The sequence below is a fragment of the Curtobacterium sp. MCLR17_054 genome (genome assembly GCF_003234335.2).
GTDB classification, from domain to species: domain Bacteria; phylum Actinomycetota; class Actinomycetes; order Actinomycetales; family Microbacteriaceae; genus Curtobacterium; species Curtobacterium flaccumfaciens.
Map to the genome: position 1 here is coordinate 497,753 of NZ_CP126263.1, position 24,034 is coordinate 521,786.

19 protein-coding genes are annotated in these 24,034 nt (G+C 72.0%); 18 read left to right on the top strand and 1 reads right to left on the bottom strand.

What is annotated here, in order from left to right; genetic code table 11:
• The first annotated feature begins 33 nt into the window (after positions 1-33).
• From DEJ08_RS02450 to DEJ08_RS02535, 18 genes are all read left to right on the top strand, one after another.
• Positions 34-2,760 carry a glycoside hydrolase family 2 protein gene (locus DEJ08_RS02450; RefSeq protein ID WP_111053868.1) on the top strand — a complete coding sequence of 909 codons (2,727 nt, stop codon included), beginning with the start codon at positions 34-36 and terminating at the stop codon, positions 2,758-2,760.
• Between the two features lie 111 nt (positions 2,761-2,871).
• Positions 2,872-4,404, top strand: a complete 1,533-nt coding sequence (locus tag DEJ08_RS02455) for a sugar transferase (RefSeq protein ID WP_111053867.1) — start codon at positions 2,872-2,874, stop codon at positions 4,402-4,404.
• A 151-nt stretch (positions 4,405-4,555) separates the two neighbouring features.
• Positions 4,556-4,840 (top strand): twin-arginine translocase TatA/TatE family subunit, encoded by a 285-nt coding sequence (tatA, locus tag DEJ08_RS02460; RefSeq protein WP_111029830.1) that lies wholly within the window; start codon positions 4,556-4,558, stop codon positions 4,838-4,840.
• A gap of 104 nt (positions 4,841-4,944) precedes the next feature.
• On the top strand, positions 4,945-6,363 hold the full coding sequence (locus DEJ08_RS02465; protein WP_181438918.1) for an MFS transporter: 1,419 nt from the start codon (positions 4,945-4,947) through the stop codon (positions 6,361-6,363).
• A gap of 53 nt (positions 6,364-6,416) precedes the next feature.
• Positions 6,417-8,585 carry an ATP-dependent Clp protease ATP-binding subunit gene (locus DEJ08_RS02470; protein ID WP_111039430.1) on the top strand — a complete coding sequence of 723 codons (2,169 nt, stop codon included), beginning with the start codon at positions 6,417-6,419 and terminating at the stop codon, positions 8,583-8,585.
• Positions 8,586-8,659: 74 nt separating this feature from the next.
• Positions 8,660-9,214 (top strand): DUF2231 domain-containing protein, encoded by a 555-nt coding sequence (locus DEJ08_RS02475; protein ID WP_071404319.1) that lies wholly within the window; start codon positions 8,660-8,662, stop codon positions 9,212-9,214.
• A gap of 45 nt (positions 9,215-9,259) precedes the next feature.
• Positions 9,260-9,913 (top strand): response regulator transcription factor, encoded by a 654-nt coding sequence (locus DEJ08_RS02480; protein ID WP_111029730.1) that lies wholly within the window; start codon positions 9,260-9,262, stop codon positions 9,911-9,913.
• Positions 9,910-11,118 carry a sensor histidine kinase gene (locus DEJ08_RS02485; RefSeq protein WP_111053865.1) on the top strand — a complete coding sequence of 403 codons (1,209 nt, stop codon included), beginning with the start codon at positions 9,910-9,912 and terminating at the stop codon, positions 11,116-11,118. The genes DEJ08_RS02480 and DEJ08_RS02485 overlap by 4 nt, the downstream gene beginning before the upstream one ends.
• The gene (locus tag DEJ08_RS02490; RefSeq protein ID WP_111039432.1) at positions 11,115-11,645 is read left to right on the top strand and encodes a hypothetical protein; all 531 of its coding nucleotides are present in this window, start codon (positions 11,115-11,117) and stop codon (positions 11,643-11,645) included. The genes DEJ08_RS02485 and DEJ08_RS02490 overlap by 4 nt, the downstream gene beginning before the upstream one ends.
• A complete protein-coding gene (locus DEJ08_RS02495; protein WP_111053864.1) occupies positions 11,642-12,760 on the top strand; it encodes a peptidoglycan-binding protein in 1,119 nt (372 codons plus the stop codon). Before DEJ08_RS02490 ends, DEJ08_RS02495 begins: the two co-directional genes overlap by 4 nt.
• Positions 12,757-13,431 (top strand): ABC transporter ATP-binding protein, encoded by a 675-nt coding sequence (locus tag DEJ08_RS02500; RefSeq protein ID WP_111053863.1) that lies wholly within the window; start codon positions 12,757-12,759, stop codon positions 13,429-13,431. Before DEJ08_RS02495 ends, DEJ08_RS02500 begins: the two co-directional genes overlap by 4 nt.
• Entirely contained in the window at positions 13,428-14,615 is a 1,188-nt protein-coding gene (locus tag DEJ08_RS02505) for an ABC transporter permease (RefSeq protein WP_181438917.1), read from the top strand. The genes DEJ08_RS02500 and DEJ08_RS02505 overlap by 4 nt, the downstream gene beginning before the upstream one ends.
• Positions 14,616-14,902: 287 nt before the next feature.
• Positions 14,903-16,228, top strand: a complete 1,326-nt coding sequence (locus DEJ08_RS02510) for a sugar ABC transporter substrate-binding protein (protein WP_220035430.1) — start codon at positions 14,903-14,905, stop codon at positions 16,226-16,228.
• A gap of 3 nt (positions 16,229-16,231) precedes the next feature.
• On the top strand, positions 16,232-17,257 hold the full coding sequence (locus tag DEJ08_RS02515; protein ID WP_111046172.1) for a carbohydrate ABC transporter permease: 1,026 nt from the start codon (positions 16,232-16,234) through the stop codon (positions 17,255-17,257).
• On the top strand, positions 17,254-18,141 hold the full coding sequence (locus DEJ08_RS02520) for a carbohydrate ABC transporter permease (protein ID WP_241660478.1): 888 nt from the start codon (positions 17,254-17,256) through the stop codon (positions 18,139-18,141). Before DEJ08_RS02515 ends, DEJ08_RS02520 begins: the two co-directional genes overlap by 4 nt.
• Before the next feature lie 112 nt (positions 18,142-18,253).
• A complete protein-coding gene (locus DEJ08_RS02525) occupies positions 18,254-19,042 on the top strand; it encodes a DeoR/GlpR family DNA-binding transcription regulator (protein ID WP_071404329.1) in 789 nt (262 codons plus the stop codon).
• Positions 19,039-20,034 carry a 1-phosphofructokinase family hexose kinase gene (locus tag DEJ08_RS02530; protein WP_071404330.1) on the top strand — a complete coding sequence of 332 codons (996 nt, stop codon included), beginning with the start codon at positions 19,039-19,041 and terminating at the stop codon, positions 20,032-20,034. The genes DEJ08_RS02525 and DEJ08_RS02530 overlap by 4 nt, the downstream gene beginning before the upstream one ends.
• 79 nt (positions 20,035-20,113) lie before the next feature.
• Positions 20,114-22,201: a PTS fructose transporter subunit IIABC gene (locus DEJ08_RS02535; protein WP_111053861.1), complete on the top strand. Its 2,088-nt coding sequence runs from the start codon at positions 20,114-20,116 to the stop codon at positions 22,199-22,201.
• A 109-nt stretch (positions 22,202-22,310) separates the two neighbouring features.
• Here the strand turns inward: DEJ08_RS02535 and DEJ08_RS02540 are convergent, their stop codons facing one another.
• On the bottom strand, positions 22,311-24,008 hold the full coding sequence (locus tag DEJ08_RS02540; protein ID WP_111053860.1) for a beta-N-acetylhexosaminidase: 1,698 nt from the start codon (positions 24,006-24,008) through the stop codon (positions 22,311-22,313).
• Positions 24,009-24,034: the final 26 nt, after the last annotated feature.

Here is a 24,034-nt window from a genome sequence, read left to right on the forward strand (position 1 = left end):
ACGGACACCCTGCCGCCGAAGAGAAGGACCCGCATGACCCTCGAACGCGAGGAACTCCGCGACGACTGGACCGTGACGATGGCCGGAGGAACCGGTGCGCCGGACGGCGTCGCGGGCCGCACCATCCCGGCGACGGTGCCGGGTCAGGTCCACACCGACCTGGAGCGGGAGGGCCTGCTGCCGGACCCGACGTTCCACCTGAACGAGCAGGCCGCGAAGTGGGTCGGCCGCGCCGACTGGGCCTACCGCCGCACGGTCGACGTCGACCCGCGGGGCCACGAGCGCGTCGACCTGGTCTGCGACGGCCTGGACACGGTCGCGGAGCTCAGCCTGGACGGCGTCGTCGTGGGCACGACCCGCAACATGCACCGCCGGTACCGGTTCGACGCCCGCGTGCAGACGGGATCCGGCGGCACCACGAAGGACCTCGAGATCCTGTTCGAGTCGCCCTACCGCGAGGCCGGCCGGGTCGCCGCGAAGGCCGGCAGCATGCCCGGTCCGTACGACGAGCCGTTCCCGTACGTCCGCAAGATGGCGTCGAACTTCGGCTGGGACTGGGGGCTGACGGCGGTCACGAGCGGCCCCTGGCGGCCGGTCGCGATCGAGCGCTGGTCGACCGCGCGCCTGCGCGAGGTCCGCCCGCTCGTCGACGTCGAGGCCGGCGAGGGCGTGCTCGACGCGCACATCACCGTCGAGCGCTCGGGCATGAACGACCTGGACCAGGACGGCGAGGACGACGACCTCGTGCTCGTCGTCACCGTCAGCGGGGAGACCGAGGACGGCGGCACCACACGCCAGCGGTCCCGCGCGCAGCTGACCCCGAAGGACGACGAGACGGTCGTCACCGTGCGCGTCCCCGAGGCGCGGCGCTGGTGGCCGCGCGGCTACGGCGCGCAGCCGCAGTACCACGTCGTGGTCGAGCTGCAGACCGTCGACGGCGAGGTGCTCGACCGCGACACGTTCCGCACCGGGTTCCGGTCCACCCGCATCGAGACCCAGGTCGACGGCATCGGCCGCCCCTTCGCCGTGCACGTCAACGGCACGCTCATCGACGTCCGGGGCGTCAACTGGATCCCCGACGACGTCATCGTCTCGCGCGTCGACCGCGCCCGACTGGAGTCCCGGCTGGGTGCCGCGGCCTCGCTCGGCACGAACCTCGTGCGCGTCTGGGGCGGCGGAGTGTACGAATCGCGCGACTTCTACGAGGTCTGCGACGAACTCGGACTGCTCGTCTGGCAGGACTTCCCGTTCGCGTGCTCGGCCTACCCCGAGGTCGAGCCGATCCGCAGCGAGGTCATCGCCGAGGCGCGTGACAACGTCGCCCGGCTCGCCCGCCACCCCTCGCTGGTGGTCTGGAACGGCAACAACGAGAACATCTGGCTGCACGACGCCGACGGCTGGGGTGCGGAGCTGGGCGATCGTGGCTGGGGACTCGACTACTACCTCGACCTGCTGCCGACCATCGTCGACGCGGTCGACCCGTCGCGCTTCTACACGGTCGCGTCGCCGTGGTCCGGCTCCGAGTCGCTGCCCGCGAACGAGGTCGACCACGAGACGCACCACTCGTGGGACGTCTGGAACCGGCTGCCCGACACCGCCTACCGCGAGTCGGTGCCGCGGTTCGTGTCGGAGTTCGGCTGGCAGGCGCCGCCCGCCTGGCGCACGCTGCGCGACGCGATCACGGACGCGCCGCTGCGGGTCGACTCGCCCGGTGTGGTCCACCACCAGAAGGCCGCGGACGGGATGGCCAAGCTGGCCCGCGGGCTGGAGCCGCGCTTCGGCGCGGTCGACCCGGCCGCGTTCGACGCGTGGCACTACCTGACGCAGCTGCAGCAGGCGCGGGCGATCGCGACCGGCATCGAGCACTGGCGCACGCACTGGCCGCGCAACACGGGCGTCGTGGTGTGGCAGTTGAACGACCTGTGGCCGGTGTCGTCGTGGTCGGCGATCGACTCGGCGGGGCGGCTGAAGCCGCTGGCGCACGAGCTGCGCCGCCTGTACGACGACGTGCTGCTGACGATCCGTCCGGTGTCGTCGGTGACGGTGACGCCGGGTGCGGCCGGTACCGCTGGTGCGTCGGGCGGGGTCGCCGCGTCAGGTGCGTCGGGTGCGTCGGGACCGTCGGGTGCGGAGCGGACTGGAGGCCCGGATCACCCGGGTGCGTCGCTTGCGGTCGGCGAGACGGCCGACCTGGGCGAGCTCGCGGACACGCTCTCGCTGGGCGTCTCACCCGGTGCGTTCGGGTCCTCGCCCGTCGAGGTGGCCGTCCGGTCGACCCGCACCGGGCACGACAGCGTGGTGCGGGTGCGCCGGATCACCACGGCCGGCACGATCCTGGCCGAGGCATCGCTGCCGGTCCGGCTGTCGTCGGCCGGCGTCGCGGTCGTCGCCCTGCCCGAGTCGGTCGGTGTCGTGGACGACCCGGCCAACGAGCTCGTCATCGCGGACATGGACTGGCGCCGCGCGGTCTGGACCCCTGGTCCCGACGCCGCGATGCGGTGGGAGCCCGCGCGCTACCGGACCTCGTTCGCGGTGGTCGACGGTGGCCTGGACCTGACCGTCGAGGCCGACTCGCTCGTCCGCGACCTGCTGGTGCAGCCGGACCGGGTCGCGGCCGACGGCACGGTCGACCGCGGGTTCATGACGCTGCTGCCCGGCGAGCGGGTGGTGTTCCGGCTCGGCGGTGTGACCGAGGCCGACATCCCGGCGCTCCGCGAGGCGCCCGTGCTGTGGAGCCTGGACCGCGCGCTCGTCCGTTGATATGCAGAACGACACGGTGATATATTCAAGGGTGCGCCGCTCGATGTCGTGACCTGAGCGACTCCGGCGTCCGGTCGACCACCTCGTCGACCGGTCGACAGGAGGCCCCAGATGTCGCTCGCGATGCGCCCACCCACCGGGGCGGTGCCGACCGTGCTGCCCCCGACCGTGCCCGTGGCGTTCCCTTCCGGAGCTGCTCCGGCCACCGCGTCGCACCGGACGGTCGCTCCGGCGGGGGCACGCCGAGGGTTCGTCCCCGCACTGGCGCTGCTCGACCTCGTGCTGCTGCTCACCGCGTTCGTCATCGCCCACGTCGTGCGGTTCCCCTGGGAGCTCGCATCCGTCCGGCCGCGGTCGGGCTGGTTCGAGTTCGTCGTGGCCCCCGCCATCGTCGTGGTCTGGATGCTCCTCCTCTCGGTGTTCCGCACCCGCGACCCGCGGATCGCCGGCATCGGCGGCGACGAGTACCGCCGACTCGTCACCGCGAGCCTCGTCGCCATCGCCGGTGTCGCGGTCGTGGCGTACGCAGCGCAGCTCGACCTGGCCCGCGGGTACGTCGCGATCGCGTTCCCGCTGGGGCTCGCGTTCCTGGCGCTCGGTCGCAAGGGCGTCCGGACGGTTCTGGCCCGGAGCCGCGCCCGGGGTGAGCACCTGCAGGACGTCCTGATCGTCGGCGACGCCGAGGACGTCCGGTACGTGGGCGCGCGCATCGCCGCTGCGCCGAGTGCCGGCTACCGCGTGCGTGCCGTCGTCACGGACTGCGCTCCGGCCGGAGCCCAGGTCGACCTGGGGGCGGCAACGGCTCCGGTCGTCGGCGGCATCGATGACGTGCTCGCGCACGCGCGGGCCGAGGGCGTCTCCGCCGTCGTCGTCGCGGGTGCTGTCCGTGGTGGGCACGCGCGCCTCCGTCGCCTCGGGTGGCAGCTCGAGGAGCACGGCGTCGAGCTCGTGGTGTCCTCTCCCCTGGCCGACATCGCCGCCGGGCGGGTGCACGAGCGCCCCGTCGACGGGCTGCCGCTCATGCACGTCGAGACCCCCGACTACCGTCGCCGGATGGGCAAGCGGGCACTCGACGTCGTCGGCGCCGTGCTCGGCCTGACGTTGCTCTCCCCGGTCCTGGCCGCGGTCGCGCTGGCGGTCCGCGCCGGCGACGGCGGTCCGGTCTTCTTCCGGCAGGTCCGCGTCGGTCGCGGTGGCACGGAGTTCCCGATCCTGAAGTTCCGGACGATGTGCGTCGACGCCGAGGCGCGCATGGCTGCCCTGCAGTCCGAGAACCAGGGCGCCGGTCCGCTGTTCAAGATGCAGGACGACCCGCGGGTGACCCGGGTCGGTGCGTTCCTGCGACGGACCTCGCTCGACGAACTGCCGCAGCTGTGGAACGTCCTCACCGGTTCGATGAGCCTGGTCGGCCCCCGACCGGCCCTGCCGCGCGAGGTCGCGCTGTACGAGGACTTCGCCGACCGCCGGCTCCTCGTGACCCCGGGCATCACCGGTCTGTGGCAGGTCAGCGGCCGATCGGACCTCGACTGGGCCGAAGGGGTGCGGCTCGACCTGCACTACGTCGAGAACTGGTCGTTCCTGCACGACCTCGTGATCCTCGCCCGCACCGTCCCGTCGGTGCTCCGGTCCCGGGGCGCGTACTGAGCCCTGCGCTTCCCTGGACGAACGGTGTCCGTTCCGAGGACCGGCCTGGGCATCCAGGGGCGGGAGAGTTACCATGGGGGGACACGGACTTCCGCCGCGGTGATCGACGACGATCAGCGGACGGCGACCAGTTCCAGATCAAGGAGTCATGATGATTGGTAACCTGACCGGCCTTCACCTGCTGATCATCCTCGGGATCGTCATCCTGCTGTTCGGCGCGACCAAGCTCCCGGCGCTCGCCAAGGGCCTCGGCCAGTCGATCAACATCTTCAAGAAGGAGATGTCCGACGACGAGAAGAAGGCCCAGGCCAACGGCACGGCTCCGGACGGCACGGTGCAGAACAGCACCGTCCAGAACGTCCCCGCCGAGCCCGCCGCCGGTCCGGTCCTGAACCCGGGGCCGACCGCGCAGCCGAACACCGACTCCCGGCGCTAGGACACCCAGCCCCGTCCTGTCGGCAGCCCCCGCGACCACATCGGTCGCGGGGGCTTCGTCGTGCGGGATCGACCGCGGGGTACCCGGTGCCGCAGGATGAGCACATGACCGTTCCCGTTCCCGTTCCGGCCCCCGTGCCGCACGGCGTCGCGCCGCTCCGGGACGACCGGCGGATCGTGCTGGTGGTGGCGATCCTGGCGTCGTTCGTCGTCGGGCTCGACTCGAGCGTCGTGAACGTCGCACTCCCCGCGATCCGGCAGGAGCTCGGCGGCGGACTCGTCGTGCAGCAGTGGGTCGTCGACGCGTACCTGGTCACCCTCGGCTCGCTCATCCTGGTCGCCGGCAGCCTGTCCGACCTGTTCGGCCGAGTCCGGATCATCACGTGGGGGCTCGTGGTCTTCGGCATCGCGTCCGTGGTGTGCGCGATCGCCCCGACCGGTGAGGTGCTCATCGTCGCCCGGGCGCTGCAGGGCGTCGGCGGGGCGCTCGTCATGCCGAGCGCGCTCGCCCTCATCGTCGCGGCGTTCCGCGGGGCGGCGCAGGCGAAGGCCATCGGCACGTGGACGGCGTGGTCGAGCGCGGCCACGATCCTCGGCCCCGTGGTCGGGGGGCTGGTGGTGGACGGCATCGGGTGGCGGTGGGTCTTCGTGCTCACCGCGGTGCCGATCGCCGTGACGATCCCGCTGGTCCTGCGCATCACCGGTGACGTGCACCCCGCTGTCCGCCCGCGCATCGACGTCGTCGGGGCCGTGCTCGCCGTGGTGGGTGTCGGCGGTGTCGTGCTCGGGCTCATCGAGCAGGAGCGGTTGGGGTGGGGTGCGCCCGTGGTGGTCGGCGCGCTCGTGCTCGGCGCCGCCGCACTCGTGGCGTTCGTGCCGTGGGAGCTCCGGGTGACGCGGGCCACGGGTTCGCCGCTCGTGCCGCTGGAGCTGTTCCGGGCGCGGAACTTCACGGTCGGCAACCTCGCGACGCTGTCCATCTACGGGGCGCTCGGCATGGTGTTCTTCGTCGTCACCCTGTTCCTGCAGGAGGTCTGGCGGTTCCCGGCCTGGCTCGCCGGCCTCGCGACGCTGCCGCCGACGATCATGCTGCTCGCGCTGTCCACCGCCGTCGGGTCCTTCGCCGGTCGGTTCGGCCCGCGGTGGTTCATGGCCGCCGGTCCGGCGGTCGGCGCGGTCGCGGCGCTCCTGCTGCTGCTCGCCGGCGACGACCCGACCGGGTACTGGTGGTCGGTGTTCCCCGGACTGGTGCTGATCGGCGTGGGCATCGCCCTGATGGTCACGCCCCTGACCAGTGCGGTGCTCGGATCGGTGCCGCAGTCCGAGGCCGGGTCCGGTTCGGCCGTGAACAACGCGGTCGCGCGGATCGCCGGACTCGTGACGGTGGCACTGGCCGGCGTGGTGCTCGGCGGTGAGGTGAGCGTCGACGGGCTGCACCGGGCCATGGTGGTGATGGCGCTCCTGCTGGCGGCCGGTGCCGTCGTCTGCGCCGTCGGGATCCGGAATGTCCCGGAGCGCACGTAAGTTGAGTGGAGTAGACTCAACTCCAGGACCACCGCAACGAAAGGACGGAACGCATGGCGAACCTCCAGGGCGCTCCTGACTCGCAAGAACGACAGAAGACCGCCCTCGAGCAGTACGGCATCGACCTCACGGCGATCGCCCGCAGCGGCAAGCTCGACCCCGTGATCGGCCGCGACTCCGAGATCCGGCGCGTCTCCCAGGTGCTCACGCGCCGCACCAAGAACAACCCCGTGCTCATCGGCGAGCCCGGCGTCGGCAAGACCGCCGTGGTCGAGGGGCTCGCGCAGCGCATCGTCGCCGGGGACGTCGCCGACTCCCTCAAGGACAAGCGACTCATCTCGCTCGACATCTCCGCCCTCATCGCCGGCGCCAAGTACCGCGGCGAGTTCGAGGAGCGGCTCAAGGCCGTGCTCAAGGAGATCAACGACTCCGACGGGCAGGTCATCACGTTCATCGACGAGCTGCACACCCTGATGGGTGCCGGTGGCGGCGAGGGGTCCGTCGCGGCGTCGAACATGCTCAAGCCGATGCTCGCCCGCGGTGAGCTCCGGCTCATCGGCGCGACGACCCTCGACGAGTACCGCGAGTACATCGAGAAGGACGCCGCGCTCGAGCGTCGCTTCCAGCAGGTCTACGTCGGTGAGCCGAGCGTCGAGGACGCCGTGGCGATCCTCCGCGGACTCAAGGAACGCTACGAGGCGCACCACAAGGTGACGATCAACGACTCCGCGCTGGTCGCGGCCGCGAGCCTGTCGAACCGGTACATCTCCGGCCGGCAGCTGCCCGACAAGGCCATCGACCTGATCGACGAGGCCGCGAGCCGACTCCGCATGGAGATCGACTCCAGCCCCGTCGAGATCGACGAGCTGAAGCGGAACGTCGACCGTCTGCGTGTCGAGGAGTTCGCGCTCAAGCAGGAGAAGGACGACGCCTCGAAGGCCCGCCTCGAGACCCTGCGCAACGAGCTGCACACGCGCGAGGAACGGCTGGCCGAGCTCGAACAGCGCTGGCAGGCCGAGCGCGCGAGCCTGAACCGGATCGGTGAGCTCAAGCAGCAGCTCGACGACCTGAACATGCGGTCGCAGCGAGCCCAGCGCGAGGCCGACTACGAACTCGTCTCCCGGCTGGAGTACGGCGAGAAGCCCCGAATCGAGGCCGAGCTCGCCGCCGCCGAACAGGCCGAGAGCGCCGACCGGATGGTGAACGACAGCGTCACCGACGAGGACATCGCCGCCGTCATCGCGCAGTGGACGGGCATCCCGCTCGGCCGACTGCTCCAGGGCGAGACCGAGAAGCTCCTGCACCTCGAGAGCGAGCTCGGCCGCCGGATCATCGGGCAGCGCACCGCCGTGACCACCGTGTCCGAGGCCGTCCGTCGCACCCGCGCCGGCATCTCCGACCCGGACCGCCCGACCGGTTCGTTCCTGTTCCTCGGACCGACGGGTGTCGGCAAGACCGAGCTGGCCAAGGCGCTCGCCGAGTTCCTGTTCGACGACGAGAAGGCCCTCGTCCGCATCGACATGAGCGAGTACGGCGAGAAGCACTCCGTCGCCCGCCTGATCGGTGCCCCGCCCGGGTACGTCGGGTACGAGGCCGGTGGACAGCTGACCGAGGCGGTCCGCCGCCGTCCGTACTCGGTGATCCTGCTCGACGAGATCGAGAAGGCGCACCCCGAGGTGTTCGACGTGCTGCTGCAGGTGCTCGACGACGGGCGACTGACCGACGGCCAGGGGCGCACCGTCGACTTCCGGAACACGATCCTCGTGCTGACGTCGAACCTGGGGTCGCAGTTCATGACGGACCTGTCCCTGAGCGACGCGCAGCGGGAAGAGGCGGTCCGTGAACTCGTGCAGCAGGCGTTCCGGCCGGAGTTCATCAACCGGCTCGACGACATCGTGGTGTTCCAGGCCCTGACGGCCGACGACCTCGGGCAGATCGTGTCGCTCTACGTCGACCGGCTGGCTCGTCGCCTGACCGACCGCCGACTCGAGCTCGCCGTCACCCCGGAGGCGCGCGGCTGGCTCGCGGAGCGCGGGTACGACCCGCTGTACGGCGCGCGGCCCCTGCGTCGCCTGATGCAGCGGCAGATCGACGACCGGTTGGCACGCGCCATCCTGTCGGGTGACGTCCGTGACGGCGACACCGTCCGGGTGGACGTCGCCGCGGACGGCGACGGCCTGACCGTCGAGCCCTTCGAGCTGGCCGAGATCGTCGAGGAGTAGCCCACCACGACGGACAGGAGGCCCGTCACCGGTTCCTGGGACCGGTGACGGGCCGTTCGTCTACCGTCCACGGCATGCCTGAGATCCGCGCGATCCGTCGCCTCACCGACGCCGTCGAGCACGCGAGCGTGCTCGACAAGGCCGTCGACATCGACCGTGCCGTCGTGAACGCCCTCGCCAAGCCGAAGGCGCTGCGCCAGCTGTTGCACGGTGTGCCGTTCGGCCACCCGATCCACCCGCTCATGGTGCAGGTGCCCCTCGGTGCCTGGATCTCCGCCGCGGTGCTCGACCTGGTCGGCGGGAAGGGCAACGCGAAGGCCGCCAAGACCCTGGTCGGTGTCGGGGTCGTCTCGGCGAGCAGCGCGTCGGTCGCCGGCTACGTCGACTGGTCCGAACTGAACCGCGAGCAGCTCCGCACCGGATGGGTGCACCAGGCCGTGAACTGGACCGGCCTGTCGTTGTACGGCCTGTCGTGGCTGCAGCGGAAGCGCGGCAACCACGGTGCCGGCAAGCTGCTCGGCTTCGCGGGTCTCGCCGTCGTCAGTGTCGGCGGGTACCTCGGCGGACACCTGTCCTACCGGCAGCGTGCCGGCGTCAGTGACCACGGTGAGGTGCCGTTCGACGCCTGATCCGCTTCCCAGGTCCGGCAAAGGTACGTCACGTGTGATGTATCGATGCGCGTACTCGTGGTGGACGACGAACGGGCCCTCGCCGACCTGGTCGCGACGGGCCTGACCCGGCAGGACATGGCGGTGGACGTCGCCTACCGCGGCGACGACGCCGACGAGCTGCTGGCGGTGCACGACTACGACGTCGTCGTGCTCGACCGTGACGTCCCCGGGCTGCACGGCGACGAGGTCGCACGGCGGCTCACCGCGCGCGGCGCCCTCACGCGGATCCTCCTGCTCACCGCCGCGACGACGTTGAGCGACCGTGTGCACGGGCTCGAGCTCGGTGCCGACGACTACCTGACCAAGCCGTTCGAGTACCCGGAACTCGTCGCCCGGGTCCGCGCGCTCGGTCGGCGGAGCGTCGCACCCGTCGCCCCGGTGCTCGAGCGTGCGGGGTTCGTCGTCGACACGAACCGGCGGATGGCCACGCGCGACGGACGGCCGCTCGACCTGACCTCGAAGGAACTCGGGGTGCTCGAGACCCTCCTCCGCGCGGACGGTCGGATCGTCTCCGCCGAGCACCTGCTCGAGAAGGTCTGGGACGTGAACACCGACCCGTTCACCGCCGCGGTCCGCGTGACGATGTCGAAGCTCCGCCGGAAGCTCGGGGACCCGGACCCGATCCGGACGGTGCCCGGCCAGGGCTACGCGCTGTGAGCCGGTGGGCCAGGGGCTGGAACATCCGCACCCGGACGGCCCTGACGTTCGCGCTCGCGGCCATGGCGCTGGCGACCGGGGTCGTCCTGTTCACGAACACCATGTCGCTGGCCGGTGTCGGTGCCGGCCTCGACACCGCGGCCGTGCAGCGCCCGCCGTCCGGATCGCCGGGTGCCACGACCGCTCCGGCGCCGATCGAGGTCGACGGAACCGACGACGACGGTGCGGTGGCGGTGATCCGGCTCGTGGCCGTGCAGCAGTGGCAGTGGTCCGCGATCGGGATCGCGGGTGCCGGGGTCGCGGCCGGGGGCATCGGCTGGCTCGTCAGCCGCCGGGTCCTCCGGCCCATCGACCGGATCACCGCGACCACGAACCGCATCTCGGCGTCGAACCTGCACGAGCGCATCGCGCTGGACGGTCCCGACGACGAGCTCCGGCGGCTCTCGCACACCGTCGACGACCTGCTGGCCCGCCTGGAGACCGCGTTCGAGAGCCAGCGCCGGTTCGTCGCCCAGGCGTCCCACGAACTCCGGACGCCCCTGGCGGTGCAGCGCGCGGCGGTGCAGATCGGCCTGCACGACGACGCCGACCCCGCGGAGGTCCGAGCGGTCCGGGCGGAGCTGCTGGAGCAGAACCGCCGCACCGAGCGGTTGGTCGAGTCGTTGCTCGTGCTCGCCGAGGCCGATCGTGGCCTGGCGGGCGCGACGCGCGCCGTCGACCTCGACGAGGTGACCGCCGAGGTCGTCGCGGGGGCGGCCCGGGACGCGGCCGAGGCGGGGGTGACGCTGACCCACGAGTGCTGCACCGGGCCTCCCGGCCTGGTCGTCCCGGGGGAGCCGACGCTGCTGCGGCAGCTGCTCCGCAACCTGGTCGGCAACGCCGTCGAGTACAACGAAGCCGGCGGCGCCGTCCTGGTGACCACGGAGCCGGACGGCTTCGTCGTCGAGAACGGTGGGCCGGTGGTCGCGGCGGACGAGGCGGAGTTGCTCGTCGAACCGTTCCGCCGCGGCGGGACGGACGGCGCACGCGGGCAGCACAGCGGTCTCGGGCTGTCGATCGTGGCCGCCATCGTGCACGCGCACGGGTGGCAGCTGTCGATCACCGCACGGCCGACCGGCGGGCTGTTCGTGCGGGTCCGTGTTTCGTCGGTGCAACCCGACGTGCACGAGGGGCGAAACAGCCGTTCCGGTGTGCTGGAGGCATGAACCACACCACGAAGACGACCACCCGGCGCACCCGGTCCCTGATGAGCGCGGCCGCGGCCGTCGTCCTGCTGCCCCTGTTCCTGGTCGGCTGCTCGGACGCGTCACCGGACGCGTCACCGGACGCCGGCGGGACTGCGGCGTCCGGCGGTGCGGCACCCGGCGTCGCCCTCGCCGAGTGCATGCGCGACCGCGGCTACGACATGCCCGACCCCGGCACGGGTGGCGGGTCGATGCAGCTCAGCGCACCCGACGGCGTCGATCCCGAGCAGTACCAGGAGGACCTCAAGGGCTGCCTCGACGACTCCGCAGCGGCCGGCGACGCGCAGGCCGCGCAACCGATGCCGGGCAGCGAGGAGATCGCGAGGAAGACGGCGGAGTGCCTGCGGGAGCAGGGGTTCCCGGACTTCCCGGACGACCAGGAGGCGCAGAACCGGTTCCAGCCCGACGACCAAGAGGCGTTCGACGAGGCCGCCCACACCTGCACCGACGCGGCCTTCGAGGCCGTCCAGGGCGGAGCCGGGTCGTGACCCACCGTCGCGTCCGTCGCCGGGTGATCGTGTCGGTGTGCCTCGTCGCGGCGGTGGCCGCGGGGGCCGGGACGTGGGCCCTCGCCACGGTGCCGAGCGGTCCGGGAGCCTCGGCCAGCAGCGGGTCGCGCGGCGGGACCGCGTCGACCGGAGCCACCGCCACGGTCACGCGCGGCGACCTGACCGACTCGAAGGTGTTCGCCGGGACGCTCGGGTACGGCGCGGGGAGGGGGGTCCCCGGTGCCGCCGCCGGCACGATCACCTGGCTGCCCCGTGCGGGTGACGTCATCGAACGCGACGGGGCCCTGTACGCCGTCGACGAGCGGGACGTCCGTGCGATGTACGGCACCGTGCCGCTCTGGCGGGACCTTCAGCGTGGGCTGCAGGGCGCCGACGTGCGGCAGCTCAACGAGAACCTGGCCGCGCTCGGGTACGACGTGTCCGTGGACGACCGGTTCGGTCCACGGACCGCGCGAGCCGTCCGGCAGTGGCAGCAGGACCGCGGACACGAGATGACGGGGGTGCTGACGGCGGACGACGTCGCCTTCGTGGACGGCGCGGTCCGGGTCGCCTCGGTCGACGGTCGGCTCGGCGAACGGATCGCCGGCGGAGCGGGCGCAGGGGCGGGGGCCGGTGGCGCTGGTGCCGGCGCGGGTGCGGCGGCCGCCGTGCTGCAGGTCACGAGCACCCGGCGCGTCGTCACGGCGACCGTTCCCCAGCGCGACGCGGAGCGGCTCGCGGTCGGCACCGACGTCGAGGTCCGGGTGAACGGTGCCGGGGCGGCGATGCCCGGTTCGGTCGTCGACGTGCAGCCGACGACGAGCGAGGACGGCGGCACGGCCGTCGACGTCTCGGTGTCGTTCGACCCGGGGAAGCGCACGTTGCCCGCGGCAGCGTCCGCGCAGGTCGACGCGAAGGGCACCACCGAGCACGACGTCCTGTCCGTGCCGGTCGCCGCACTCGTCGCGGGCGCCGGTGGTCGGTACGCCGTCGACGTCGTGCAGCGGGACGGCACGACGGAGCGGGTCCGGGTCGAGCCCGGCTTCAGCGCGGACGGACGGATCGCGGTCACGGGTGACCTGGCCGCCGGCGACCGCGTGGTGGTCCCCGGATGAACGCCGCCGTGCTGTCGCTCCGGGACGTCACGAAGACCTACGGCGACGTCGGGGCCCTGCGCGGGGTGTCGCTCGAGGTCACCGCGGGTGAACTCGTCGCGGTCGTCGGCCCGTCGGGGTCGGGCAAGTCGACGATGCTCAACGTCGTCGGGACCCTCGACCGTCCGACGTCCGGCACGGTGACGATCGCCGGCAACGACGTCGCGACGATGTCCGACGACGCCCTGTCCGGACTCCGTGCTGACCACATCGGGTTCGTCTTCCAGCACTTCCACCTGCAGGCCGGCGCGACCGCCACCGAGAACGTCGCCGACGGCCTGCTCTACCAGGGCGTGCCCCGGCGCGAGCGGCACCGACTAGCGGTCGAGGCCTTGGGACGAGTGGGCCTGGCGCACCGGGTGGACCACCGACCGCACCAGCTCTCCGGCGGGGAACGCCAACGCGTCGCCATCGCGCGGGCCGTCGTGGGCGACCCGACGATCCTGCTCGCCGACGAACCGACGGGTGCACTCGACACGGCGTCCGGTGCCGCGGTGGTCGCGCTCCTGCGCGAGCTCAACGCGGCGGGCACGACGGTCGTGGTCATCACGCACGACCTCGACCTGGCGGCGTCGCTGCCACGACAGGTCAGGATGCGCGACGGCATGATCGAGCCCGAGGTCGCCCGATGAGCCGGCGTCGGTCCGTGGGCGCGGTCGACCTGCTCCGCCTCGGCGTCTTCGGGCTGCGGACCCGGCCCGGACGTGTCGTGCTGTCGGCGCTGGGCATCGCGATCGGCATCGCGGCGATGCTCGCGGTCGTCGGGATCTCGTCGTCGAGCAAGGCGAAGGTCGACCAGGTGCTCGACACCCTCGGCACGAACGTGCTCACCCTCACCCAGGCGCAGGGCCTCGGTGAACCGGTCCCGTTGCCGTCCACCGCACTCGAGTCGGTGCTGCGGCAGGACGACGTCGAGTCGGCCGCCGCCGTCGGCACCGTGCCGGACACCGGCGTGTACCGGAACGACCGCGTGCCGGCGCCCGAGACGAAGGGCCTCGGGGTGCTCGCCGCGTGGGGCGACGTGCCACGGGTCCTCGGCGGGCAGCTCGCAGCCGGGCGGTGGATCGACGACGCCGCCGGGGCGCCGCCGCAGGTCGTGCTGGGGGCACGGGCGGCCGCGGTCCTCGGCATGGAGGACCTGCATCCGGACAGCCGGGTCTGGATCGGCGGGCGGTGGGTGCAGGTGGTCGGGGTGCTCGACCCCGTCGCGCTCGCCGAGGACCTCGACTCGCGGGTGTTCGTGCCGCGCGGGTTCGCCGGGCAGCTGGGCTTCGACGGGGCCCCGACCGCGGTCTACACGCGTGTCGACCCGGCGCACGTCGAACGGTCGAGGGACCTGCTCGCCGGTGCGGTCCGACCCGGGGCACCGCAGGACGTGGGCGTGACACGGCCGTCGGACGCGTTGGCCGCGAAGGACGCCACGGACGACTCCTTCACCGGGCTGCTGGTCGGCATCGGCGGGGTGGCGCTGCTGGTCGGTGGCATCGGGGTGGCGAACACGATGGTGATCACCGTCCTGGAACGCCGCGCCGAGGTCGGCGTCCGCCGTGCGCTGGGGGCCCGTCGTCGGAGCATCCGCGACCAGTTCCTGGTCGAGTCGTTGCTGCTGTCGTTCCTCGGCGGGCTGGCCGGCGTCGTGCTCGGCGTCGCGGTGACGGTCGTCTTCGCCGTCACGCAGGGGTGGCCGGTCGCACTGCCGGTGTGGGCCGTCGTCGGAGGACTCGGTGCCACGGTCGTCATCGGCGGGGTCTCCGGGCTCTACCCGGCGGCACGCGCGGCGCGGATCCCGCCGACGTCCGCCCTGGCGGCCGTCTGACGCGCGCGGTGGAGGCGCGCACGGGAGGCCCGGTGCCGGTCCGGCGGACCGGCACCGGGCCTCCAGGCGGTCGCTTCCGCACGCCGGACGTGAGTCGCAGATCATGCCTGGTCATGACCACCTGGTCAAGCATCTGCGTCGTTCTGTTCGACATCCGTGATGCCCCGGAAACACGCGGATCGAAAGCGGTCACAGGGACCGATCCAACGGTTGACAAGGGGCCGTGCAGGGTCTTCTATTGCGAATACGCAACGTCCTTTCATAAAGGTCGGACCAAGGGAGTCATCGTGACACGAACGCGTTTCGCCGCACTCGGTGCGCTCGCCCTCGCAGGCGCGCTCGCCCTCACCGGGTGCTCCGCCGGGAGCAACGCCGCTTCCGACGGCGGCACGAAGTCCATCGGCACACCCGATGGCAAGGGCAAGACCATCACCGTCTGGATGATGAACGGCGACCTGAGCGACAAGGTGCTCGACGCCGCCGGCAAGCAGTTCACCGCCGACACCGGGGCGAAGGTGAAGATCCAGACCCAGCAGTGGGACGGGATCACCACCAAGCTCACCACGGCGCTCGCGCAGAGCGACGCCCCCGACGTCGTCGACCTCGGCAACACGCAGGTGCCGGTCTACGCGGCAGCCGGCGGGTTGACCGACCTGACGCCGTACCGCGACGAGCTCAAGGACGGCCAGACCTGGCTCACCGGGCTCGAGGGCCCCGCCACCGTCGACGGCAAGCTCTACGGGGCGCCGCTGTTCGCCGGCAACCGGGCCGTGGTCTACGACAAGCAGGTCTGGAAGGACGCCGGTGTGACCGACGTGCCGACCACCTACGACGAGCTCACGGCCGACCTCGACAAGGTCAAGGCCGCCAACCCGGCCAGTGACTTCTCCGCCTTCTACATGCCCGGGCAGTACTGGTACGGCGGGCTGCAGTGGGTCTGGGACGCCGGTGGCGAGATCGCCACGGACAAGGGCGGGAAGTGGACCGGCACGCTCGACTCCGCGGACGCGGTGAAGGGCCTGACCGCCTGGAAGGACTTCCAGAACGCGTACTCGGCGAAGTCCACCCAGGACATCAACACCGACAAGCCCTCGCAGAGCGACGTCTTCGCACAGGGCAACACCTCGGCGTTCCTCGGGTCCGCCTGGGAGATCGGCTCGATCACCACGGCGAAGCCGGAGCTCGCCGATCGCATCGGCACGTTCCCGATGCCGTCGTCCACGGCGGGGAAGACGCAGCCGGTGTTCCTCGGCGGCTCCGACCTGGGGATCCCGGCCAAGGCGAAGAACCAGGAACTCGCGCTGTACTACCTGAAGATCCTGACCTCGAAGGAGTTCCAGCAGGACCAGGTGTTCGGGGTCGACGGCTGGGAGCCGAACTCCACCGAGATGCTCGACGCGGTCGCCGGCGACGTCGACGAGCTGCACAAGCCGTACTTCGAGGCGGCCGGTACGAGCCGACCGACCCCGGCCACCCCGGGCTGGGCCACCATCGAGGGCGACGCCTCGTTCCAGTCGATGTTCGCCGACGTCGCCACCGGTCGGAAGTCGCCGGAGCAGGCCGCCGAGGGCTTCTCGAAGCACCTCACGACCGCGCTGAACGCGCAGCCGTAGGCGATGACGTCCACTGCGGAGCCGGTGACCGACGCGGAGCAGCCCGCGCCGGTCACCGGCGGGCAGGCCGGCGGACCGGTTCAGGGTCCGTCGCGGGGTTCCCGTCGAGGCGGGCGGGGCACGGGTCGTCGGTCGCCGGTCGGGTCGCGGGCGCCGCTCGTCCTGCTGGCCCCGGCGGCGCTGCTGCTCCTGGCCCTCGTCGTCTACCCGCTCGTCCGGCTCGTCGTCATCTCGTTCCAGGACTACGGGCTGCGGGCGATCTTCACCGGGCAGGCCGGGTTCACCGGGCTGACGAACTACACGGACGTCCTGACCGACGCGTCGTTCTGGCCGGTCATCCTGCGCACCGTGCTCGTGACGGGCGCGATGGTCCTCGGCACGATCGTCATCGGCATGGGGGTGGCGCAGCTGCTCACCCGTCTCGGGGTCGCGATGCGCACGGTCGTCAGCGTCGTGCTCGTGCTGGCCTGGGCGATGCCGAACGTGGCCTCGAGCCTGGTCTGGCAGTGGCTCTTCCAGCCGTTCTACGGCGTGCTCAACTGGCTCATCACGCAGCTGCGGGTGTTCGGCGACCACACGCAGGACAACTGGGCCTCGCATCCGGGGCAGGCGTACACGATCGTGCTGACGCTCGTCATCTGGCAGGCCGTGCCGTTCGTGGCGCTGACGCTGTACGCCGCGCAGTCCCAGATCGCGCCGGAGTACTACGAGGCCGGTGCGCTCGACGGGGCCTCGGTGTGGACGATGTACCGCGCGATCACGCTGCCGGCCCTCGCGCCGACGCTGCTGCTCGTGTCGATCCTGTCGGTGATCTGGGACTTCAACGTCTTCAACCAGATCTGGCTGCTCACCCGCGGCGGACCGGAGGAGGCCACGCTGACCCTCGGCATCTGGACCTTCGTGCAGTCGTTCGTGTCCAACGCCTACGGGCAGGGCGCGGCGATCGCCGTGATCTCGACCCTGATCCTCGGGGTGCTCACCAGCTACTACATCCGCCGGCTCGTCCGCAGCGGTGAGGAGGACCTGTGACCGTCTCGAGAACGGCGCCCCGTGCGGGCAGCGCATCCGCGCCGGGCCCCGTGCGGGTGCGCAAACGCAAGCCGCGCATCGTCGCGAACACCATCGCCGTGGTGTTCTGCCTGGTCTGGGTGTTCCCGATCTACTGGATGGTGAACACGGCCTTCAAGCCCGCCGACGAGGTCACCACGATGACCCCGATCTGGGCACCGCTGCACCCGACGCTCGACAACTTCACGCGGGCGCTCACGCAGGAGGGCTTCCTGGTCTACCTGCGGAACTCCACCATCGTCGTGGTGGCGGCCGTGCTGCTGTCGATCGTCGTCGGGTTCCTGGCGTCGGCGGCACTGTCGCGGTTCCGGTTCCGCGGACGGCGGGCGATCCTGGTCGCGATCCTGTTCGTGCAGATGATCCCGTCGGGCGCACTGCTCATCCCGCTCTTCCTGTCGTTCCAGACCCTGGGGCTGCTGAACAGCTACGTCGGGCTGATCCTGGCGTACGTGGCGAGCGTGCTGCCCTTCTCGATCTGGGTGATGCGCGGCTTCTTCGTGGCCGTCCCCGTCGAGATCGAAGAGGCCGCGAAGGTGGACGGCGCCGGCACCTTCCGGATCCTGTGGAGCGTGCTGTTCCCACTCGTCATGCCCGGGGTCATCGCCACGAGCGTGTTCGCGTTCATCGCGGCGTGGAACGACTACCTGATCGCGTACGTGATGCTCAAGGACCAGGGGATGTACACGCTGCCGGTCTGGCTCGCCGGGTTCTCGACGAACAAGGGCACCGACTTCGGTGGGTTGATGGCGGCGAGCGTGCTGTTCTCGATCCCGGTCGTGGTGTTCTTCCTCATCGTGCAGCGCCGGCTGGTCAGCGGGATGACGGCGGGTGCCGTGAAGGGGTAGCGCTCGGACGTCCAGCACCTGTGGACGTGTTGGTTGTGTGACGGAACGGTTGCGTTCTTGTGGGTTTCAGACGTACAGTGCTCGAAACCCAACGGAACGAAGGAGTTCGGGCATGTACGCAACCGAGCGGCACACCGCCATCGCCGCCGAGCTGCAGTCCGCCGGTCGCGTGTCGGTCGCCGGTCTGGCCGAGCACTTCGACGTCACCACCGAGACCGTTCGCCGTGACCTCGACGCCCTCGAGTCCGCCGGGGTCCTGCGCCGGGTGCACGGGGGAGCGGTCCCCGTCGGCCGCTCGAGCGTCGTCGAACTCAGCGTCGCCGAGCGCGAGGGCCAGCACGGCACCGCGAAGTCCGCCATCGCCCGCGCCGCGATGCGCCTGGTGCCGCCGACCTTCACCGGCTCGATCGCCCTCGACGCCGGCACCACCTGCGCCGCCGTCGCCTCCGAACTCGCCCGCTGGGAGCCCGAGGTCGCCGGCTCGACCATCACCGTCATCACGAACTCGGTGCCGATCGCCGCGACCCTGCAGCACAGCGAGCACCTCGAACTGCACCTGCTCGGCGGCCGCGTGCGTGGCGTCACGAGCGCCGCCGTCGGCACGGCCACCGTCGAGCAGATCGGCGCGCTCCGGCCCGACGTGGCGTTCATCGGCACGAACGGCCTGTCCGCCGGCTTCGGTCTGAGCACCCCGGACGAGTACGAGGCCGCCGTGAAGGGCGCCTACGTGCTCGCCGCCCGACGGGCCGTGGTGCTCGCCGACGCCGCCAAGCACGGCGTGGAGGCCCTGATGCGGTTCGCGCGCCTGGACGAGATCGACACGCTCGTCACCGATGAGCAGCCCCCGGCCGACCTCGCCGGCGCGCTCGCCGACGCCGACGTCGAGGTGGTCGTCGCATGAACGCCCGCATCGTCACGGTCACCCCCAACCCGTCGCTCGACCGCACGATCGAGCTCGCCGGTGAACTGCAGCGCGGCGCCGTCCAGCGTGCGACCCGGTCCACCGCGGAACCCGGCGGCAAGGGCGTCAACGTCTCCCGCGTGGTCGTCGCGAGCGGCGGGGACACCGTCGCCGTCCTGCCCGGCGACGAGCTCGACCCGGTCCTGCTCGGCCTGGCCACCCGCGGCATCCCGACCGCCGCGCTGCCGATCGGGGCGCCCCTCCGCTCGAACGTCACCGTGACCGAGCCGACCGGCACCACGACGAAGCTCAACGAACCCGGCCCCTCGCTCGCCGGCCGCCTCGACGACCTCGCTGCGCTGGTCGCCGACACCGCCGCTGCGACCGCCACCGGCCCCGCCGCACGCTGGGTCGTGGTCGCCGGGTCGCTGCCGCCCGGTCTGCCCGACGACGCACTCGCCGTGCTCGTCCGTGCCGTCCGTGCCCGCCACGGTGCCGACGTCCGGATCGCCGTCGACTCGTCCGGGGTGCCGTTCACCGCGCTGCTGCAGTCGGGCGAACGGATCGACCTGGTGAAGCCGAACGCCGAGGAACTCGCCGAGGTCGTCGGCGGCGACCCCGAGGAGTACGAGCGCGACCTCGACGCCGCGGTGGCCGGAGCCCAGCGGCTGCGGCGGAAGAACGTCGGCACGGTCCTGCTCACCCTGGGCAGCGCCGGCGCCGTGCTGGTCTCCGACGAGGGCGCGTTCGCCGCCGCTGCACCGAAGATCGTCGCCCGGTCGACCGTCGGAGCGGGGGACTCCTCCCTCGCCGGCTACCTGCTCGCCGAGGTCGCCGGAGCCGCACCCGAGCAGCGTCTCGCACAGGCCGTCGCCACCGGTGCCGCGGCCGCAGCCCTGCCCGGCAGCGACGTGCCGGCACTCGACCACACCGACCCGACGGCGGTCTCCGTCCGGGTGCTCCACACGCACCCGGCCCCCGAACCCGCCTGATCCCCTCCCCACCCCGCCCGACCACCCCACGAACACCTGCACCACCGCGCGATCAGCGCCATTGCGAAGGAGCAAGCACATGTCCGCAGACTCGAGTCCGCGCCTCATCAGCGCACAGCTCGTCGGCCTCGACGAGGACCTCGGCGCCACGTCGACCGACGTCATCCGGGTGCTCGCCGATCGCGTCGCCGCGACCGGCCGCGCCGCCGACGGCGCGACGCTCGCCGACGACGCCATCAAGCGCGAGGCGAGCGTCGGAACGGGCGTCCCCGGCGGCATCGCCATCCCGCACGCCCGGTCGGCGTCAGTGTCCGAGCCGACGCTGGCGTTCTCGCGCCTGGCCCGGAAGGTACCGTTCGGCGCTCCGGACGGCGACGCCGACATCGTCTTCATGATCGCCGTGCCCGAGGGGGCGGACAAGGACCACCTGACGGTCCTCTCGACCCTGGCCCGCGCGCTCATCCGCGAGGACTTCACCGCCGCGCTCCGCGCCGCGACCACCCCCGACGAGATCGTCCGGCTCGTCGACAACGAGGTGAGCGGCGAAGTGGCCGAGGCCGGTGTGGGGAAGGCGAGCGGTGCCTCCGAACCGGCCACCGCACCCGAGGCGGGCCGCAAGGTCTTCGTCGGCGTCACCGCCTGCCCGACCGGCATCGCGCACACCTACATGGCGGCGGATGCCCTCGTCGCCGCAGCCCAGCGTGCCGGTGCCGAGATGCACATCGAGACGCAGGGGTCCTCGCAGGTCGAACCCCTCGACCCGGCCCTCATCGCCCGTGCCGACGCCGTCGTGTTCGCGGTCGACGTCGACGTCCGCGACCGCGGTCGGTTCGCCGGCAAGCCGCTCGTGTCCGGACCCGTCAAGCGCGGTGTCGACGAGCCCGACAAGATGATCGCCGAGGCCATCCGCGCCTCGGAGGACCCGCACGCCGCACGCGTGCAGGGTGGTGCCGCCGTCGAGGGCGAGTCCACCGCCAAGAACGAGCACTTCGGCCAGTCGCTCAAGCGCTGGCTCCTCACCGGCGTCAGCTACATGATCCCGTTCGTGGCCGGCGGCGGACTGCTCATCGCGCTCGGCTTCCTGCTCTCCGGGTACGGCATCGCGCTGAACCACGGCGACTCGGGCATGAGCAACGCCGCCTACACGCTGACGAACTCGACGCTGCTGAACCTGCCGCCGGAGGGCCTCGGCTACTACCTCGGCGCCGCCGCGTTCCAGATCGGACAGGTGTCGCTCGGGTTCCTGGTCGCAGCACTCGCCGGGTACATCGCCTACGCCATCGCCGACCGTCCGGGCATCGCACCGGGCTTCGTGGCCGGGTCGATCGCCGTGTTCATGAACGCCGGGTTCCTCGGTGGCCTGGTCGGTGGCCTCATCGCCGGTGCCGCCGCGTACTGGATCGGGCGCATCCCGACCTGGCGCTGGCTGCGTGGTCTGATGCCGGTCGTGATCATCCCGCTGTTCGCGTCGATCATCGCCTCGGGCCTCATGCTCCTGGTGCTCGGCGGTCCGATCGCCTGGGTCATGACCGAGCTCACCGCCTGGCTCAACTCCCTGTCGGGTGCCTCGGCCGTCCTGCTCGGGATCATCCTCGGGCTGATGATGGCGTTCGACCTCGGTGGTCCGGTGAACAAGGTGGCGTACGCGTTCGCCGTCGCCGGGCTCGGTGCCGGGACCGCCACGAACGTGGTGCCGTTCGAGATCATGGCCGCCGTCATGGCGGCCGGCATGGTGCCGCCGCTCGCACTCGCGCTCGCCTCGACCGTGCTCTACCGCAAGGGCTTCACGAAGCCGGAGCGCGAGAACGGCAAGGCCGCGTGGCTCCTCGGCGCGTCCTTCATCTCCGAGGGTGCGATCCCGTTCGCCGCAGCCGACCCGCTGCGCGTCATCCCGGCGTCGATGGTCGGTGCCGCGATCACGGGGGCGATCTCGATGGCTGCCGGCGTGACCTCGCGAGCGCCGCACGGCGGGATCTTCGTCTTCTTCGCGATCGGTGACGTCCTGATGTTCGTCGTCGCGATCCTGGCGGGGACCGTGGTGTCCGCGCTGGTGCTCGTCGCCCTGAAGAAGTGGGTCCGTCGTCGCCCCGTCGACGAGGCCGCTGCGGCCGGTGAGGCTGCCGTGGCCGGCGAGACGGTGGGCCAGCGCGCGCCGGTCGCCGCGTAGTCGACCGCAGCACACGACGGACGGGAGGCTCGGTGCCAGCTGGCACCGGGCCTCCCGTCCGTCGTCCGGTCGCGACACCGCGCGGGGTGTCGCGACCGCTCGACGCGCGCTACTCGGCGATGTTCGCCGTGACCGCGTCGATGTACGCCGCACGCTCCTCGCGCGAGTGCGGGCGCCCCGGCACGCCCGGCCGCTGCTCCCACGGGAACGGCCCGGCCTCGTGCCGGTACTCGATGCCCATGGCCTCGAGGCGGGCGGTGTGCTCGGCCAGGCGTCCGCGGAACTCGGCGAGGTCGCGCGGTCCGGTGACGTCCGCCGACCACAGTGCCTCGGCGAGGGCGGCGACGCGGGGGAAGAGCTGGTAGTCGAGCCGACGGGCGGAGTCGACGTGCTCCGTCCACATGTTGCCCTGGCCGCCGATGACGTGGGCGCGCTCGTCGTCGGTGAGCCCCGACGGCACCGGGTCGAAGGCGAAGACGTCGTCGACGGTGAGCACGATCGACACCGGGATCGGCTCGGTCGGCAGGTCGCTCTGGCGGTAGTCGAGGTACACCTGGTCGTCCGGCGACGAGATGACGTCGTGCCCGCGGCGGGCGGCGGTGCGTGCGCCGGTCAGCCCGCGCCAGGAGACCACGGTCGCCGAGGGGTCGAGCGTGCCGCCCTCGAGGATCTCGTCCCAGCCGAACGCCCGCCGGCCGTGCGACTCGACGTGTGCGGCGAGCTGTCCGATGATCCAGGCCTGCAGCTGTTCCTCGTCCTGCAGCCCGAGCTCGCGGATGCGCTCCTGGGTGCGGGGGTCGGTCTCCCACTGCACCTTCGGGCACTCGTCGCCGCCGATGCCGATGTAGCCGGAGGGGAAGAGTGCGATGACCTCGTCCAGGACGTCCTTGAAGAAGTCGATCGTGGCGTCCTCGGCGTTCAGGACGTCGTCGGCGATGCCCCACTCCGTCCACACCTCGACCGGTTCGCCCGTGACGCCGAGCGATGGGTAGGCCGCCAGTGCCGCGCGGACGTGCCCGGGGGTCTCGATCTCGGGGACGACGGTGACGAACCGGTCGGCCGCGTAGGCCACGATCTCGCGGACGTCGTCCTGCGTGTAGTACCCGCCGTGCGGGCGGCCGTCGAACCCGGCGACGACGAGTGTGCCGTCCGGCCCGGGGACGTGCGCGCCGACCTGGGACTCCCGACGCCAGGACCCGACCTCGGTCAGGCGCGGGTACTTCCGGATCTCGATGCGCCACCCCTGGTCCTCGGTGAGGTGGAAGTGCAGGCGGTTGATCCGGTGCGCGGCGAGCTGGTCGACCACTCGCATGACCTCGTGCTTCGTGCGGAAGTGCCGGGCGACGTCGAGCATCACGCCGCGCCAGGCGAAGGCGGGGGCGTCCTCGACGACCACGGCGGGGACGGACCACGGGCCGGTCGCGACCCGGCCGCTGCGGTACACGTCCGGGGGCAGCAGCTGCAGCAGGGCCTGCACACCGTAGAAGACCCCGGCGGGCGAGCCGCCGACGACGTCGACGCCGTCCGGCGTCACCGTGAGGCGGAACGACTCCGCCCGGTCGCCCTCCGGCGTCGTCGGGCCCGCGGGCAGGGACGGGTCGTCGGCGACGCGCAGCGCGATCGTGCCGGCCCCCGGTGCCGTGTCGTCGAGGGCGTCCCGCACCGGCAACCCGGTCGATCCCCGCAGGGTCTGCTGCAGGTACAGTCGGACGGACTCGCTCGCCGGGTCGGCGGCGATCCGGGTCGACGGGGTGATCGCGAAGGCCCCGACACCGGGAGCGGTGCGGCGCGGTCGTGGGACGAGCATGTCGGAGCCACCATTCCTCAATGATC